Source organism: Anabaenopsis elenkinii CCIBt3563, assembly GCF_015245355.1.
GTDB classification, from domain to species: domain Bacteria; phylum Cyanobacteriota; class Cyanobacteriia; order Cyanobacteriales; family Nostocaceae; genus Anabaenopsis; species Anabaenopsis elenkinii.
The window spans coordinates 3,041,219-3,057,704 of record NZ_CP063311.1 but is presented as its reverse complement, the minus strand read 5'-3'; the positions used below and the strand labels follow the sequence as shown (position 1 = coordinate 3,057,704).

Here is a 16,486-nt window from a genome sequence, read left to right as displayed (position 1 = left end):
TTGGGATTAATTTTGATGGCTTGGTCAAAACTGGCGATCGCATCTTCATATCTTTCTAACTCTATCAAAGAAAGACCACGATTTAACCAAGCCACTGGATCATCATCCTTGACTTGGGTAGCTTGGTCAAAAGATGCAAAAGCCTGTTGATGCTGTCCTAGTTTACCAAAAGCCACACCGCGATCGCACCAAGCCTGGTGATAATCTGGACGAATTTCAATTGCTTTTTCATAGGAAGCAATAGCATCTTGGTGACGTTGTAATCTCCCTAAAGTCAAACCCCGTTTTAGCCAAGCGACGGAATTATCTGGCTGAGTTTTCACCACCTGATTATAAACTGCGATCGCCTCGGGATATTTCCCTTGAGTAAATAACTCTTCTGCTTGTTGAAAGTCGTCATTAACTGACTCTGAACCTTGTAGCTCAACCTGTGACTCTTCAGTGACAGAAAGCGGTTCAGTCTTCATTAATTCCTGTAAAATTATTTCCTGGCGATGTGCAGCATCCAACTGTAACCTAGAAAGTTGAGATACAAAATCTATCTCTAATTTTTCCAGCTTTTCCACAATCAACAGCTTTTGCTCTTGAGCATGAAATTGTAAATCTGAAAATTGCTCTGTCAACTGTGTAGCTGATGCTTCTAAATTCTCAGCAATCAGCGCTTTGCGGTTTTGAGCATCCAACTGTAACTCAGAAATTTGAGATACAAATTCCGACTCTAATCCCCTCATACTTTCTAGGAGACTATTCCTATGTGATTCTACCTCAGACTGTAATACAGCGATTTGAGCCTTAAATAAATTTTCTAACTCCCTTAAACTATCTAGGGTTTTATCTTTTTCCTGTTGCGCATCTACCCGTAACTTTCCTAAACTCTCAAAAATATTATCTTTTCCTTGCCGAGCCTCAGATTGCCAGTTAGATATTTCTCCTTGAAATAATCTTTCTAATTCCCTAATATTCTCTATAATATCATTCTTTTGGTTTTCTGCATCACCATATACTTTAATCAGATTTGCCACAGTGTGATCTTTCTCTGATTGAGTCTGAGACCGTAAATGAGAAAGTTCAGCCACAAATTCACTCCTAGATGCTTCTAAATTTTCCACATAGAGATGATTTTGTTGTTCAGCCTCTAACTGCAAATTCTCTAGTTTATGGATCAACTCAGACTCTAGATTCTCTAAACCTTCTATGATTCTATCTCTTGTTTGTTCCGCTGCTAACTGCAACTGAGATATTTTGACTGTAAAATCAGACTCCAAATTCTCTTCAATCTCTTTAATTTTCGTTTTTAATTCTCCTAGGATGGTATCTTTTGACTGCACCATTTCAGATGTTAAATTAGCTAAATTCTCCTTTTGTCTTTGTATATTCTGTTGCAAAGTCAAAATTTCTGTTTCCAATTCACGATTTCTCTGTTTAGTGTCTCGAATCAGATTTTCCGCATCTTGCTTGACAATAATCAGCTGGTTTTGGAGATTTTCTAACCCGTCTAGCTGTGCCATTGCTCTATGAACAATCTCACGAATTGCCACCCGGCGCAACAGCCAGAATAAAGCAATTACCGACACAGGAAATAAACTCAAGATTACTAACCACACACTCCACAAGACATTTGTATTATTGAAACCTGGCGCTACCCTGGGTGTAACTGGCTCTGGAGTAAGCTGTTGTGCTTGCAACTTCTGAGCAGATATTACCTCAGGCCTATTAACTGGTGTGGAACCAGTAGCAATACCAGCAAGCAGCAAGGGCGAAAAGACAAGAGCGCTTTTCAATACTAAAGTGAGAAAGACTTGATTTTTGGGCTTCATAAAACCTCATGGGATGTTTAGGAGTGACACAAAACACAAATCAATTTACTTGAGTCGCAGTGTTTTTATGTTCTCATCGATAAAGAATTACAATACTGACCTGCGTATTCTACCTTGCTAGCAAAGTGAAACCCCCTGTGAGGAGCATAACCACCAGGTATTGTCATAGCCATATTGTGACTTTAGCCATAGGAATCTCAAAGCACTTAAAGACATAAAAAAGGATCTCAATTTTATCTATAGCAACCGCCAAGGTGGTTAGGACACAAACAGAAGATAAAACCATTGAAATTCAAGCGTTTCAAGGCTTCCCCCTGCCCCCTGCCCCCTGCCCCCTGCTATATTTTCAGAATCCCACCGTCTTTAAACCTGAGAGGATGTTTGTCAAGTCATGATTAGTGTATCAACTATTGCTTGACCCCACCCTAACCCTCCCCTTGTAAGGGGAGGGGACTGGATTTTATTGTTTTTTGTGCGGTCGGTGAGCGAAGTCGATAGCGATAGCGTGGCGTTAGCCATACCGTGTTCTCCATTCGTTCCTATTCCCTATTTCCCCATCTTCCCATTCCCCATCCCCTGTTCGGTGTGTTCCCTGTTCGGTGTGTTCCGGTGTTCCCTAAGATAAAAATTACCTGTTGAAAACTTATCAAACAACCTCTGAGAGTGTTGGGGGAAGCATTCTGATTCTGGGGTCTGTTTTTGCAGTGGGTGGCTGTTCTCCAATCTATACTAGAGTTCAATTCTTACGGAAGACTTCCAGCGATGCAAGCCCCTAAGATAACTTCTAAAAAACTTATTGTGGGTAATCTGGTTGGTTGAACAGTCAGTATGATATTATGGGAGTGGAACAAACCAGGCCAATCTTCTCCACAAGAGGATTAGACAAGGCATAAACCCAAGTCTTAACCCAAGTATTAAATTAAGGGGAAACCATTATCGTAGTTAAAAAACAACTCATCAACTCCCAAATTAAGTCAAATCAAGTCTACTTGATTGACCATGAAAATAATAACCGTGGTATTGTTGATACCGCCGAGGCGCTACAGCTAGCAGAAAGTGTAGACCTTGACCTAGTTGTCGTATCGGAAAACAAAGACATACCGGTTACCAAGATTGTCAACTATGGTAAGCTTCAGTATCAAAAGAAAAAACGTCAGACCCAGAGCGCTAGACCCGCTGTCAAAGAGGTTCGCTTACGTCCCAATGTGGGTTTAGCTGATTATAATTTACGGATAGCACAAGCAACTCAATGGTTGAGCAAAGGCGATTCAGTCAAATTCGCTATTCGCTTGCGAGGAAGAGAACACCAACACCGCGAACAAGCAGGAGAGATGCTAGACCGCATTGTTAGCGCTTTGAGTGAGGTGGGAAAAGTCCAATCCCTCGATAAACGCTCACTAGTCCTTCAAGTAGTTCCAGCTTAAATTAATATTTAGGGCTTTTGCAGCCGTAACATCAAACGGCTTTCCCACGGAAGTTAACAAGCACAAAAAAGTCAGATATTTAACAGGACTTACGCAATTAGCACAAATAGGGAGTGACTGTTAGACCTTCCCGGAACTTTGTTGTCATGGGTAGGTCAATCACTTCCCTTTGGGGGTCGGCCATTAAGTGGCGCATCTTTACTAACTGAGGGACTTGGCAGTACCACCTAAGCCTGAGTCATAAACTCCAAAACATTACGCTTTTGAGACTTAAGGGTAGTCACCACAGTTAACATCCGAGCCACAAAAACACTACCAGCCTGAGTTTGAGAGCCAGAACTAGTCCGTCTCCAGATCACGGTAGAGGACGAATCGCCCTTTCTGCTGCATTATTTAGTGGGTTCGACACTTATCAGATTTTGTCACCTTTTTTGGCTATCTCTTCTTCTACTCCCCCTGAACGGTTGCTTTTTTTAAAGCCATTTCCATAAACAATTATCTCTGCACCACCTGTTACTACCATCGGATTGGATATTTTTACACCTATTACCCCGTCATAACCACGCTCCTTAGCTTTTTTTTCCAAATTTTCCAAGGCTGTATCTACGCCCTCTTGAATTAATTTTTCATAATGTTCCATACGACCTCCTGTCAAATTACGAATATTTTCACGAATGTCGCTGACAACATTGGCCGCTTTGACTACGACAACAGTTAGTAACTCGCCAACTTCAATTTTTTCCTGCAAATGATCCAAACTTATTAGCATATTATTAACCTAATTGTTGTTGATTTTTTAGTGAAATAAACCATTGGATAAAGAGCAAAACAAATACTAACAGTAAAATAATGGGTGTTCCAATCAATATCAATATTAATGGAATGCCAAATTTATTACTTACTAAATGCCAAGAAATAGCTCCTGTTAATGCTTTAAAAATTCCGTCAAATATTGACAATGAATTTTGTGTTTTCCAAAACTCAATTGCAGTGGTAATTTCTTTACTCTGGATAATATTATGCATAATATCAGGGTTTTTAACTACTGCCGGAGCATCAAGTAAAAACTTAACGATTTGATTAATTTGAATTTGCGTCAAGTCTCCCAAATATCCGGCTATATTTTCCAGGTCATCTATAGATAAACTAATAGCCAGAACTACTAAGTTTTGTTTAGAAATTCTCAACAATTCCTTAATAGAATTAATATCTAAAAGTGAAATTTTAGATATTGTTGTATCGTCTCCAATATCTAAAATATCTTTTAGTAATTTATAATTTAAATCTTTTGGAGATAGATGTTTATAGAGTTCCATAACGACCACTTTTTCAAGTTTGTCACCTGCCAAGTTTGCCCAATCTACTAATGTAGATAAGTTATGACTTGTTTCAATGATTTTATAACTAACCTCCGGTAAAGACAAAACTCTTTCAAATTTCCCATCTTTAATATCTTGTATCAGTTGGCTACGTCCCATGTAGTTTAAGGCAATACCTACCCGTGAAGATATTTTACGTACATCTGACTCACTTGATTTAGCCAAAATATCGCGAAATTCAGGTAATTCTCCAGCAATCTTTAACGTCTGATCAAGATCCTTCTTAAACTCTTCCCAAGCACGATCAATTTTATAGGAAATATCCGATGCTATTTGAGGGGATTGTTTACGAATTTCTTCCTCAGCGGTACTAGCAATTTCTTGACGAATATTTTCTTTTACCTCTGGTGCCTTAAGAACCTTCTGAATTTCTGGCAATATCCCCTCAAAACTCTTAATTATATCACTGGCTAACCAGACCCCTCCCACAACTTCACCAACAACTGGGATGAAACCACTCCCTATGCGACCTAAAACTCTCTCACCTAATTGTGGTATTATTCTATTAATTATTGCACTGATAGTCTTTTTATTGATTTGTGCTATTAGAGATACAACAAAAATAGAACCTCCTCCCAAGGCAGCATTGTAATTTTTATTCACCAGTTTAGTATTATTATCTGGGTTTAAACCTGGAAATTTTTTATTCAGTTTTGGGTCTTCAATTTTTTCATTGAAAATCTTTAAAATTGATTGTGAATATTTATCATTTATGAACTTCTGAATACAGCTAAGGGCATATAATGAGGCATTAGCCGTAGCCATCTCCAATTTATTTGAAATTTGTGTGGCTACGTTTTCGGATAAGTTAGTAAGTTTTGCTTCTAAGATTGGTGAATTGAAAGCACGTTTTGTTACATCATCAGCTAGTTCTTTTGCTTTATTAGGTACCCAACTACTTGCAAATCTATTTATAAAACCAGCATTGCTGTTAACTTCATTTACTGCCTCGTCAATTGCAGAATCAATTACTGAATCTAACTTTAAGGTCTTCCATTCTCGATTGACAATAGAACTAAAATCTACTTTTGTTTCGTCGATAAGGAGCTCCTGTAGAACATTGTTTAGCTCCTCACGCAGTTCTGGTTCTTTAAGCTCTGCGCATTGAAGAAGAATATCATCGAATCCTTGAGAAATTGGTAATGCGTAAACACTAGATGCATTTAATAAAATGCACGCCATCAACAGAAGGAGTAAAGCTCTTTTAAGAAAATTTAGAATTAAAGGCATACTTACAATACCGTTACCAAAATAAGAGGGCGAAGAGGTAGGGCGTTTCTAGTAGAGTTAGTTATCGTCTCTACAACCGGGGTAAGAACTTGAGGAACAAGTAAAGCTGTTTTGATTGGTTTGACTCCAAGTGGGGGTAGCACTGAGGGTGAGTGTCAGTGTTGTTAAGGCTATAGCCCTAGTTAGTCTTAATTAATTCCATGGGTTTATCCTTTGGTGATTAGTTGAATATTTGACAGTGTAGTTACTTATAAGAAGAAACAGCAAAAGTTTAAATAGATGAAATTTATAATACCACACTCAAATGGAAATAATAAAATAAATAATACATTAATTTTATTTACCCTCAGTAATACTATTTAGGTAATCTTGTCATCTATCTAAAGATAGATTTTAAAGAACATAAAATTTTTACACTGGTATTGCACTAAATATTTATGGTGAGGTTTGACCCCACCCCCAACCCCTCCCCTTACAAAGCTATCCATTACCCGGATCTTTCTTAACATTCGTGAGAGTGATCGATCGCAAACCCCCAAACCTTAATCCTCCGTTGATCATTATCAATAAAATAAGAGTTTTATAAAGAAGAATAAGGTACATTTTGTCAAGAGTAGGTAAATTTTCAACCGTTGAAACCGTTACCACATAAATGTTTCAAGATTGTTAAGAAAGATGTGAGTAATGGATAGCCTTACAAAGGGAGGGGGGTATATGGAATGGCGATCACCTTTAACAGCAGCGCTTCGCGATCGCATCCGGTCAAGACCATCCAATATATGATCTTCCAGTCAGATTTATCTGACTTTAGCTTTCAGACGGGGGTTTCTAACCCCCGGCTCCCCGTTTAGCATCAAACGGGATCAACCCAGAGGGATCTGCTTGCGGCAGCGCGATCGCCTAAACATTGAAGTTGTGAAGAACATTTATTACATCGTAGCGTCTACCTGAGATAGCGGTTCAACGTTACCCTGACTATGAAGCATCAACAGAAATTAGCTTACAGCTTGACATCATTAATCAGTGTCAGTGTAATATCCAACTTTATTACACCTGATTCTGCCATTCTTGCCGCACCACCGAGAAACCCAGACAAAATCGTAAATTGTGACATTTTAGTTGTGGGTGGGGGACTTTCAGGTGTAGCTACAGCTTACGAGGGGTTACTAGCAGGACGCAAAGTCTGTATCACAGAAATTACTGATTGGTTAGGGGGTCAAATTTCTTCCCAGGGAACATCTGCATTAGATGAACGCCCCACCCAACGCAGTCGCCAATTTTATTCTCGTGGGTACTTGGAATTGCGAAATCGGATTGAACGCAAATACGGTAAACTCAACCCCGGGGACTGCTGGGTGAGTGAATCTTGTTTTCTACCTCGTGACGCCCACACGATTGTGAGTCATATGCTCAAAGATGCCGAAAGAAGGGGGAGAGGTAAATTAGAATGGTTTCCCAATACAGTAATTAAGGATTTAGAAATTACACCTTCCACAGTTGACGGGGGTGGACAATTAATTAGTAGTGCGATCGCCATTCAACATCAACCAGTCCCCGGCGCACCACCTCATAACACCTTCACCTTATCTCAAACCATTGAAGATGCTTACCATTACCAAAACTCATCTCGGTTTACTAAAAATATTATTCGCTTAGTTCCCCAAAACACACAAGGGAATTCTCCTCAATGGTACATCGTAGACGCTAGCGAAACCGGGGAAATTGTAGCCCTGGCGGATGTTCCTTACCGTTTAGGTATTGACCCTCTTTCCCACCTAGAACCCTCTTCCTCCAGTACCCAAAACGATCCTTATTGTACCCAAGGCTTTACTTACACCTTTGCCATGGAGGCAACTAAGGAACCACAACCCCAAGAAATGCCACCATTCTATCCACAGTATGCCCCATATTTTAGTTACGAATTACAACGGCTGGCAAACTTTGACTTAGTTTTCACCTATCGCCGCATTTGGAGCCCGCAACAGGGACAACCTGTAAGATTCGGCGGTATAGCATTTTCTGCTCCCACACCAGGGGATATTTCTATGCAAAATTGGACTTGGGGTAATGACTATCGCCCTGGAACCCCTCAAGATAATCTGGTTTACACTCGCCAACAGTTGCAAGCTACTGGACAATTACAACCCGGCGGATGGATGGGGGGACTACGGACAGAAACCCTCCGCAAAGGTGAGGAAAATGCACTTGCCTATTATTATTGGTTAGTGGCTGGGACTACAGATTCTCAACTTGGTACGGGTGTCAAGCAGCAACACACAAATCACCGTTTTATATCTGGGTTCAATTCCCCCATGGGAACAGCCCATGGCTTATCGAAATATCCCTATATCCGCGAAGGACGACGGATCATTGGGCGTCCCAGTTGGGGACAACCGCAAGGTTTTACTATTTGGGAAACTGATATTTCTCGACGCAACTACAACGATGAGTATTATCGTCTTACACTTCCTGTAGATATGTACCGCCGGTTACAAGCAACACTGGCTGGCTTGGAAGCTATCTCTGTAATTATAGGTCAAAAGCCACCGGAACAAGTCACGCGGCGGACTCGTTCTACTATTTTCCCCGATTCTGTAGGTATTGGTCACTATGCCATAGACTTTCATCCTTGCATGGAGAAAAGCCCCCCAGAAGCTCCCGGTAATAGAGAACGTCCCGGAGAAAGGCGGGGTGCTGGTGCTGCTTATCCCTTCCAAATTCCCCTCAGAGCCATGATTCCCCAGAAAATCGACAATTTGCTCGTAGGAGGTAAAAGTATCGCCACCAGTCACATTGCAGCGGCGGCGTATCGCGTACACTCCTTTGAATGGTCTGCGGGTGCTGCTGCGGGTACTACTGCGGCTTTTGCCTTAAACAATCAAGTTACACCTTACGAACTGGTGAACAATTTACCCAGTCCAGAACCACAATTAGAAGCTCTCAAACGTCTATTAGAGCAAAATGGCAACCCGACAGCTTTCCCTGATACTTCAATTTTTAACGAAAACTGGGATAATTGGCGTTAGACTAAAATGATTTCAAATGATCGACTAAACTATTAATCTATAGTTGTAGATTTGTAAAATCCTGTTGGCTAACTGTTTTATGGTTACAAGACTTTCAGCATCTGTATACAGCGCGAGTACAGCACCAACTGTCAATCCTGGACGGACTACTCAAGTTACCCGTAAGACTTATCCGAATTATAAGGTGATTGTTTTAAACGATGACTTCAATACTTTTCAACACGTTTCCGAGTGTTTAATGAAGTATATTCCGGGAATGACAGGTGATCTGGCTTGGGATTTGACTAATCAGATACACTATGAAGGACAAGCTATTGTTTGGGTAGGTCCCCAAGAAATGGCGGAACTATATCATCAACAGCTGCGTCGGGCTGGTTTAACAATGGCTCCTTTAGAAGCGGCTTAATTATCATGGGTAAAACCCCCAAATACTCCTCTGTTAAAGATGGCAGATTAGTCTGGAATCACTCAACTCATATTTCTGGTCTCATCCCAATTTTAGAACGTCTGTGTCAGCAGGATGGGATTCAAACTGTCACCCCTGGTGTGATTGCGCGCTCTAAAGGTCACTGTCCCAAAATGCAACTGCGTGTATCTGTCCCTATTCGCGGTGGTTATAAGGTTATAGCGCGTCAGGGTAAAACTGTACAAGAGGTTTTTATCCTGACCACTTTAGATCAGGATAAATTTAAAGATACCATTGCGATCGCCATGAAAACTAAATCAGCTTCATAGTCCATTGTTTTCATAGTCCATTGTTAACTATTACCTATTCTTCCACGCGGCGGACTGAGAACTTGTGTAATGGCAAACTCACGACACAAGAAAAAGTCAGAAAATATGACAAAGCAATGGTTATTTTCACAGACATGAGCGCCGTTTCCCAGTCAGGTAAAATCAACTTCTCCAAACCAAAAGCCAAACAGTAAACTAGCCAGTAAGAAAAGCTCATTCTTAAGAGAATTTTCTCTGTTACTTCTAGGTCATCTTTTTGCTGTTTGGTATCCCAAAGTAATAACAGACCTGCAATACAAGCAAGAAAGGATAGACAAACTACAAATTCGTGGCACATGAAATTCATTGAATGCATCTGCATTGCTCTAATGTTCTCCTGTTGAAATTCAGTCTAAAGGAATAATCTCACCACCCCCAAAAAATATTTACAAACTGCAATAGAACACTAGCATTAGTTTGAAGTATTGCTACAAAAGTTTTATTTACATTAAGTTCAATATTTCTGATAATTTCGATTCTAAGTTGAATAGATAGGCAATGCTGCTAGAATCATCATCCCTAGAAAATTAGATTAAGCAATGCAATTTCTTTGATTCAAAAATTTTAGTTGATGATACATACAGTTAATCTGTGGTAAATTGATACCAGCTGCTTGGGCTTTTCGTAATGGGTTACCAAAAATTGCCTCTACCTCTAAGGGTCGCCCTTGATCATAGTCAATTTTCATGCTGGTACGGTAGGGCTTCATTTTGACAGTATAATTTAGCATGGTTTGAATGAAGCTATCAGGGATAACTCGTCCTGAACTTCTCGCCCCAGCTGCTACTTCACGCATTAATTGTTCAACTAATATCCGGGTGCTAGGATCTCTCATTAATTCATCTGTTCTAGCATTGAGAATAACTGAGAGTCCATTGTAGGGTATATTCCATACCAGTTTTTGCCAACGTGCTAGCAGTAAGTCCGTAGCTAATTCAATGGGGATACCAGCAGCTTGAAAGTCATTAGCAATGTCTTGTATTCTTCCTGTTATGGGAGCAGGATCATATTCAAGGGTATATTCTCCCAAAGTAATTTTTCCATAATCTAAGTGACGAATATGTCCAGCTTCTACTTTATTGGAACACAGAAAACATAATCCACCGATTACTTGAACATTCCTGACTATTTGGAAAATCTCCTCTTCTACACCCAATCCATTCTGCAATACCAATACTACGCCACTATCTTTTACCAAGGGTGGTAGTAATTTCGGTAGTAAATAGTTTTGAGTTGTCTTGAGTGCTACTATTACTACATCACATTGTGGCATCTGTTCCACATCATTATAGGCGTTAACTTGGGGCAGGATAAAATCACCGTCTTTGGATTCAATAAATAAACCAGATTTGCTTACGTGTTCGTAATCACTCCTGAGCAAAAAGTGGACATCGCAACCCGCTTGTTGCAATTTAGCTCCATAAAACCCACCTAAAGCACCAGTTCCGAGGATAGCGTATTTGCGATCGCAAAGTGTTCTTAAGGAATCACCCATCTCTTACATCCAGAATTCTTTGAGCATAATCATAAAGTGATGTTTGACTACCCCATGTATACTTAACCTTTTGTAATAAAATTTTCGCCTGTTTCAAAATAATTGAAATTTTGGTGTTGCTGAGGGAGAAAATGATGTTTCAGGACTCATGCAAGTGTCGCCGAACATTATTCTAGTCAAAAAAACAGAGTAACTTATTCCTATCGATATCCATCCCCGCAATAGTTTAAATTATGTTACATGACTGGATTGATTACTGCAGGCATATGCTAATATAAATTCAAATGTCTAAAAATACGTTAATTTCTTATTTTTAAGACGTTGACATTAATACCACCAAATTAATGCTTGATTTCAACGCCTTAGCTGAATTCTCCCGTGAAAATTGCATCAGCATTTGTGCATTTCTAGTACCAGCCAACTTGATTTCCTGCTTACTGACCATCATCCTCACAGTATTGCGTCGCCCAACACATCAAGTGTGGAAATCTGCGACAATTTCTAGCATTTTCGCCTTGGCGATGGTATTCCATGTATTTACTTGGTTCATGATTGGCGTGGTCATGTTACCTACTTATATATTGCTATCCCTAGCAATTAGCTGTATGCTGAGTAATTTTGCCGCCATTATGTGGCAAAAGCGCCAGATGAGTAGTCATAGTCAGGCTCAAAGTGCTTAATAGCTTGTGGGGAATAACCAAAGATATTTCCCCACTCTTCAGAAGGATTTCTTTAAATCACAACACCCTTAATCGTGTATCCTGCCCAATAGTAAGGATGACTGTAAGCTTTTTCATCGGGCGCAGTTTCAACAGTTTTATATAAAGTTTCTAAATCGAGCTTAACTGTTAATTGATCACCATCAAGATTATTTTGTAAGTCTTCATACCATTGCTTCAAATCATCCCCAGTCAGTTCTTTCAACCATAATGTTGCTTCCGTTAAAGCAGTCACTGGGGATTTATTCATTTGTAGTCTTCTATAGAACTCAATCATCACCAAAGCTCTAGCAGATGATTCTACAGTCCATAGGGTACTTACCACGTAGGGTACTCCTCCACAGATAAAACTACTACCTAAATCCACATATTCGCTCTTTATATTCTGGTTTTTAGTTACCGCAGTTTCACCACCCGCAAGAGTAACCAATTGATAACTATTTAAATTTTGCTCACGGATTTCTTGTAAGGTGATTTTCTCCTCATCTCCTAATACCAACTCAGATGTTTTCGGCTGATTATAATGGTTGATAACACTTCCTAGAAAATGAAAAATACTTTTGTTAAATACAGCATTTGCTACTATATTTTTAGTAGCATTAACTCCCTGGATAATTTGGGAGTTATTAAACATTTTACTAATAATTTCAGCTTCCAACTTCGCAAATTTTAGAGCGGAATAATTTGTCCTGTTACTGGAATCAACACCAAGGAAGATGGGATGCAGCAATGGCGATATACTGTGAGCTTTAACAGACAAACCTGTTTGTACACTGGGCAAATAGCTAATGGTAAAATTACTGGTTAATTCTTCCTGGGAAGGCGAAGAAGTAGAAAAAAGGGCATGGAGAGGTAACCGATGTAAGTCGCGGTGGGGAATTAAAATCAGTTGGGTGATATCTTGGAGTTCTTGTATAACTGTGGAAATCTGGAGAATATTTTGGAGTTCCCACAGCTTTTGTGTCATATCCACTCGCCAAACATGATTGCTCTTGCTATCTTGGTCTGCCCCTAGACTAAGATAGTCTTGGTATGAGTGATACCAATCTTCCAGCCAATGTTCAAATTGAATTAAGCGTCTTATAGATTCAGCTAAAGGTACTTCATCGACAAGCTGACCCTTGGCCTCTAAGTCTCCTGTGACTACATCTTGTATGGGTGTAAAAACTAGAATGGGTGATGGCGCCTGATATTTAATAATGAAGGTGTGTAACGCCACTGGGCTAATATGCCAGTAAATAATTGCAGTGTGGGGGTTGAGGAGTTGTTGAACACAAGTGTAGTAGTGTGTATAACTCGGTTTATGGGAATCAAATGATAGCCAATTTAAACAAGAATTTTTACCCTGTTCTGCAATTTCCCAAGCTTGTACTAACTCACCGCACTCTACGGCTAAATCAACTCCTAATTGAGCAATTCCCGCAAATTTGAGGGCTATTTGTTTTCTACTCTCATGAGAACGAGTTGGTGCAAGGAGTAATTTTGTTAGTAAATCTGTGGCTTGTTCCTGTAATTCTTGTGCTTGTGTTGTTTGACCTAAATTTAAATATGTTGTAATTAGAGACTGCAACACCTCTAAATGCAACTCGCTAAACTCTGGTGTTGTTAAGGTTAACAGCGCTTGATTGTATTCACCTATGGCTTCAGACCAATAATAACGATTTCTGGGCAATTTCTTGCCTAAATCGTAGTAGGTATTACCTCTTTCTATATGCAATCTCCCCCAACCTTCTGGATGAGTATCCGGCTGAATATGTTTCAACCCTTCTTCCAAGCTAGCTAGTGTACCCTCATAACCGCCCCGCTGTAAGCTGGGATTTTGTTTGGCGATCCCCGTGCAGCACTCTAACGGTAGCTGGGGAGGTAAATAACCTACAGTCTTGGCCCGACCAATCCAAGCTTCCCAGTAGTCAGGTTGAAATTCTAAGGCGTGGTCGTAAGAAATAATGGCTTTGGCAAATTTTGCTAAATAAAACAGCGCTAGCCCTTGGTTATACCAAGCTAAGTGAAAGTCGGGTTTGACAGTTATGGCTTGGTCATAGGAGGCGATCGCTTCTTGTATGTTTCCCAACTTTTCCAAGGCAATACCCCGATTATACCACGCTAAGTATAAATCTGGTTGAGTCGCAAGTGCTTGATCCCAAGAGGCCACTGCTTGCTGCCAATTTCCCAAATTAAATAATACTACCCCTCGGTCAATCCAGGCCTCATGGAAATCCCGTTGAATGGCGATGGCTTTGTCGTAAGAGTTTATCGCCTCTAGATATTTCTCATCTATACCCAAGGCTATACCTCGATAATACCAGTTGTGTTGGTCTTGTGGTTCTAAATCCAGGGCTTGGTCATAACTACAAATAGACTCGCCAATTTGTCCTAATTTTAGCAAGGCTAAACCTTTACCAGACCATGCCTCTGGATTTTGGGGCTGAATTTCTATAGCTTGATTAAAGGAGGCGATGGCGGCTTCAAATTTTCCTAATTCACCTAAAGTCACACCGCGATTGTACCAAGATTTGTAGTGATTAGGTTTTAATGCTATGGCTTGGTCATAAGAGGCGATGGCTTCTGCAAAATCTTCTAAATGAAATAAAGTTAAACCCTTGTTAAACCAATATTCAAAAGCATCAGGGTTGATTGCTATCGCTTGATTATAAGAAACTACCGCTCCTCCCAAATCACCCATTTTCGCTTGCTGAAGACCTTGATAGAAGTACTCTTGCGCTTGTAAATCATCGGCATCAGCAATAATAGCCGGTGAGAGATAATCTGTTAGCTGTTGGACTAAATTGATATTCTCATTCAACCTCACGAACAACTCATTTAAGGTGTGCGCTACATTTGGATCTAAATTCGCCAATAACTGTTGCCACCTTTCAGGATAAGATAATCCTGCCCCTCCTATGTCTGATTGGACAATCTCAGGTTTTTCTTTTTCTGAGTCCCAGAATATTGCCCTTAAATTGGGGATGATTACATCTTTCTCAAATGGGGTGAGCAGATTTGGTGCTGTAATTGGAGTTTCTTGATTTGTATATTCCAAAGTTACTTCGGTGGTATTCTCAGTCAATATTTCTGAAGGAGAATCAAGGCTTGTTGCTCCTGTCACCTGATATTCTGTATCTATGGCTTGGCCACCCCAGCTATGAGAATCCCACAACCCTCCCCCCTGGTTAGGGATTAACTCTTTTCCTCCAGAGTCTAGTGGCATATTTAATACGAAGTTTCTAGTTTCTCTGTGTGTGTCATGTTCACCCCATTGTCCCGTTAACAAGCGGATACCAATTTCGTCAGCCAGTTCACTAACCTTGCCAATTCCCAGTTGCCCTAGTTGTATCATCTGTGTTGCTAATTGACGATTGGCCTGTGGTGATAACAGCAACTTTTCGCCAAACATCACCAACCAATTTATCCAGCGTTCAACACTGATACGATTCTCCATGCGTTGTAGATACTCAATCGCCCATTGTTTTCCTCGTCCTTGCTGTACACCTTCCAATAACTGGGTAAATAAAAATTCTAGATCCGCATTAGTTAGCTCAGGTAGTGGTTGTGCTACCTGAGATACCCCTGCAGTCTTGAAGGATGGACTGGACTTGTGATTAATGGGGTGCTTGAAAAACTGGTTAAGCGCCTGGAATAGCTGCGTGAGCATCTGTAACACTCTTGGATTTGGTCTTAGCTAAATTGTACCGTTGACACTCAATCAGTGAAAGAGTTTTTAACTGTGATAGCTGTAGATTGAAATGCAACAAAGATTTAAATAGAGCTATAAATCTATCAAAAGCTTCCATTTAGGCAGTGTTAGCCTGTAGACAAAGGTAGTGCGGACACTTCCAGGGTGAAGCACCCAAGTAAACTTATCCGAAAGTAGATATGAGCATATTTCTTACCACAGATTATAGCAAAAGTCAAAGGTCAAAAGTGAAGTGCCTACTATGAAATGGGTTGGGAATTTTGTCATGTCCCCTGATTCCCGCTTAAGTCCGGTCTGTATTCGGTTGACTGGAACCATCATATTGATTAATGAGTTCCTGGACAATCAACTGTGGATCATCTGTTTCAATAGTCAGTTGCTGGGCAATTTGCTGGCGTAAATTCTCATCCTGCTGTAACATGATCAACAGCTGATCTAGGGTGACAGTTTGGGTTACTCCCTGGGTGGGTACAGTTATGTTGGAGGCGTCCAATCCATCATATTCCCATATTGGTTCCCCGGAAAAACGTGTCAACAACTGCATTCCTAGCTCATAGGAAACTTTTCCCACTTCACCAACACCCAACTCACCCAGCTGCACTAAGCGAGCTGCTAATTCATTATTTGCTGAAGATGATGCTAGCAATCTTTCGCCAAAGCGCTGTAACCACTGTATCCAGCGTTCACTAGAAACACGATGTTCGATATTATCTAGCCACTTTTGCGCCCAATCTTTTCCTCTAGCTTGATGAACACCTTCTATAAGTTCATTGAACAGAAATTCTAAATCCGTATCTGTTAGCGGTGGGGCTGGCCTTGGTACTAAATGATCTTCCATATCGGAGTGAGTTATTTGGCGGCCAAACCACCTACTAATCATACTCTTCAACCATTGAATTAACCGCCTGAGCATTTGTACACCATTGAG

Annotated in this window: 13 protein-coding genes and 1 pseudogene; 6 read left to right on the top strand and 8 right to left on the bottom strand. The window is 40.3% G+C overall.

Annotation, left to right across the window (positions count from 1 at the left end; genetic code table 11):
• Positions 1-1,817: tetratricopeptide repeat protein (locus IM676_RS13460; protein ID WP_200987372.1), on the bottom strand; the 1,817-nt coding region annotated here is incomplete at its 3' end.
• A gap of 932 nt (positions 1,818-2,749) precedes the next feature.
• Between IM676_RS13460 and infC the strand changes: the two genes are divergently transcribed.
• Entirely contained in the window at positions 2,750-3,241 is a 492-nt protein-coding gene (gene infC, locus IM676_RS13455; protein ID WP_200990205.1) for a translation initiation factor IF-3, read from the top strand.
• 230 nt (positions 3,242-3,471) lie between these two features.
• Here the strand turns inward: infC and IM676_RS19860 are convergent.
• The 3 genes and pseudogenes from IM676_RS19860 to IM676_RS13445 form a co-directional block, all read right to left on the bottom strand.
• A pseudogene (locus IM676_RS19860) lies at positions 3,472-3,641 on the bottom strand (IS66 family transposase); the annotation flags it as partial.
• 12 nt (positions 3,642-3,653) lie between these two features.
• Positions 3,654-4,010, bottom strand: coding sequence for a YbjQ family protein (locus tag IM676_RS13450; protein ID WP_200987371.1), 357 nt, complete (start codon positions 4,008-4,010; stop codon positions 3,654-3,656).
• 4 nt (positions 4,011-4,014) lie between these two features.
• The gene (locus tag IM676_RS13445; protein WP_200987370.1) at positions 4,015-5,850 is read right to left on the bottom strand and encodes a hypothetical protein; all 1,836 of its coding nucleotides are present in this window, start codon (positions 5,848-5,850) and stop codon (positions 4,015-4,017) included.
• A gap of 719 nt (positions 5,851-6,569) precedes the next feature.
• Here IM676_RS13445 and IM676_RS20060 point away from each other — a divergent pair.
• The 4 genes from IM676_RS20060 (at position 6,570) to IM676_RS13430 (ending at position 9,611) form a co-directional block, all read left to right on the top strand.
• Positions 6,570-6,701 (top strand): hypothetical protein, encoded by a 132-nt coding sequence (locus IM676_RS20060; RefSeq protein WP_263973140.1) that lies wholly within the window; start codon positions 6,570-6,572, stop codon positions 6,699-6,701.
• Between the two features lie 126 nt (positions 6,702-6,827).
• Positions 6,828-8,876, top strand: a complete 2,049-nt coding sequence (locus IM676_RS13440; protein ID WP_200987369.1) for an FAD-dependent oxidoreductase — start codon at positions 6,828-6,830, stop codon at positions 8,874-8,876.
• 79 nt (positions 8,877-8,955) lie between these two features.
• Entirely contained in the window at positions 8,956-9,282 is a 327-nt protein-coding gene (gene clpS / locus IM676_RS13435; RefSeq protein ID WP_200987368.1) for an ATP-dependent Clp protease adapter ClpS, read from the top strand.
• Positions 9,283-9,287: 5 nt separating this feature from the next.
• Positions 9,288-9,611, top strand: coding sequence for a DUF2103 domain-containing protein (locus tag IM676_RS13430; RefSeq protein ID WP_200987367.1), 324 nt, complete (start codon positions 9,288-9,290; stop codon positions 9,609-9,611).
• A gap of 34 nt (positions 9,612-9,645) precedes the next feature.
• Here the strand turns inward: IM676_RS13430 and IM676_RS13425 are convergent, their stop codons facing one another.
• Together IM676_RS13425 and IM676_RS13420 are read right to left on the bottom strand one after the other, a co-directional pair.
• Positions 9,646-9,957, bottom strand: coding sequence for a hypothetical protein (locus IM676_RS13425; RefSeq protein WP_200990204.1), 312 nt, complete (start codon positions 9,955-9,957; stop codon positions 9,646-9,648).
• A 225-nt stretch (positions 9,958-10,182) separates the two neighbouring features.
• Positions 10,183-11,145, bottom strand: coding sequence for a putative 2-dehydropantoate 2-reductase (locus IM676_RS13420; protein WP_200987366.1), 963 nt, complete (start codon positions 11,143-11,145; stop codon positions 10,183-10,185).
• Positions 11,146-11,489: 344 nt separating this feature from the next.
• Between IM676_RS13420 and IM676_RS13415 the strand changes: the two genes are divergently transcribed.
• Positions 11,490-11,825 carry a hypothetical protein gene (locus IM676_RS13415; protein ID WP_200987365.1) on the top strand — a complete coding sequence of 112 codons (336 nt, stop codon included), beginning with the start codon at positions 11,490-11,492 and terminating at the stop codon, positions 11,823-11,825.
• 52 nt (positions 11,826-11,877) lie between these two features.
• Here the strand turns inward: IM676_RS13415 and IM676_RS13410 are convergent, their stop codons facing one another.
• Together IM676_RS13410 and IM676_RS13405 are read right to left on the bottom strand one after the other, a co-directional pair.
• Positions 11,878-15,516, bottom strand: coding sequence for a CHAT domain-containing protein (locus IM676_RS13410; RefSeq protein WP_200987364.1), 3,639 nt, complete (start codon positions 15,514-15,516; stop codon positions 11,878-11,880).
• A 325-nt stretch (positions 15,517-15,841) separates the two neighbouring features.
• On the bottom strand, positions 15,842-16,471 hold the full coding sequence (locus tag IM676_RS13405) for a hypothetical protein (RefSeq protein ID WP_200987363.1): 630 nt from the start codon (positions 16,469-16,471) through the stop codon (positions 15,842-15,844).
• Positions 16,472-16,486 lie beyond the last annotated feature (15 nt).

Excerpts from the sequence above, each read along its gene's own strand:
- IM676_RS13430 (WP_200987367.1), top strand. The coding sequence starts at position 9,288 with ATGGGTAAAACCCCCAAATACTCCTCTGTTAAAGATGGCAGATTAGTC.
- IM676_RS13420 (WP_200987366.1), bottom strand. The coding sequence starts at position 11,145 with ATGGGTGATTCCTTAAGAACACTTTGCGATCGCAAATACGCTATCCTC.
- IM676_RS13440 (WP_200987369.1), top strand. The coding sequence starts at position 6,828 with ATGAAGCATCAACAGAAATTAGCTTACAGCTTGACATCATTAATCAGT.
- clpS (WP_200987368.1), top strand. The coding sequence starts at position 8,956 with ATGGTTACAAGACTTTCAGCATCTGTATACAGCGCGAGTACAGCACCA.
- IM676_RS13405 (WP_200987363.1), bottom strand. The coding sequence starts at position 16,471 with ATGCTCAGGCGGTTAATTCAATGGTTGAAGAGTATGATTAGTAGGTGG.
- IM676_RS13410 (WP_200987364.1), bottom strand. The coding sequence starts at position 15,516 with ATGCTCACGCAGCTATTCCAGGCGCTTAACCAGTTTTTCAAGCACCCC.
- IM676_RS13415 (WP_200987365.1), top strand. The coding sequence starts at position 11,490 with ATGCTTGATTTCAACGCCTTAGCTGAATTCTCCCGTGAAAATTGCATC.
- IM676_RS13450 (WP_200987371.1), bottom strand. The coding sequence starts at position 4,010 with ATGCTAATAAGTTTGGATCATTTGCAGGAAAAAATTGAAGTTGGCGAG.
- IM676_RS13445 (WP_200987370.1), bottom strand. The coding sequence starts at position 5,850 with ATGCCTTTAATTCTAAATTTTCTTAAAAGAGCTTTACTCCTTCTGTTG.
- IM676_RS20060 (WP_263973140.1), top strand. The coding sequence starts at position 6,570 with ATGGCGATCACCTTTAACAGCAGCGCTTCGCGATCGCATCCGGTCAAG.
- IM676_RS13425 (WP_200990204.1), bottom strand. The coding sequence starts at position 9,957 with ATGAATTTCATGTGCCACGAATTTGTAGTTTGTCTATCCTTTCTTGCT.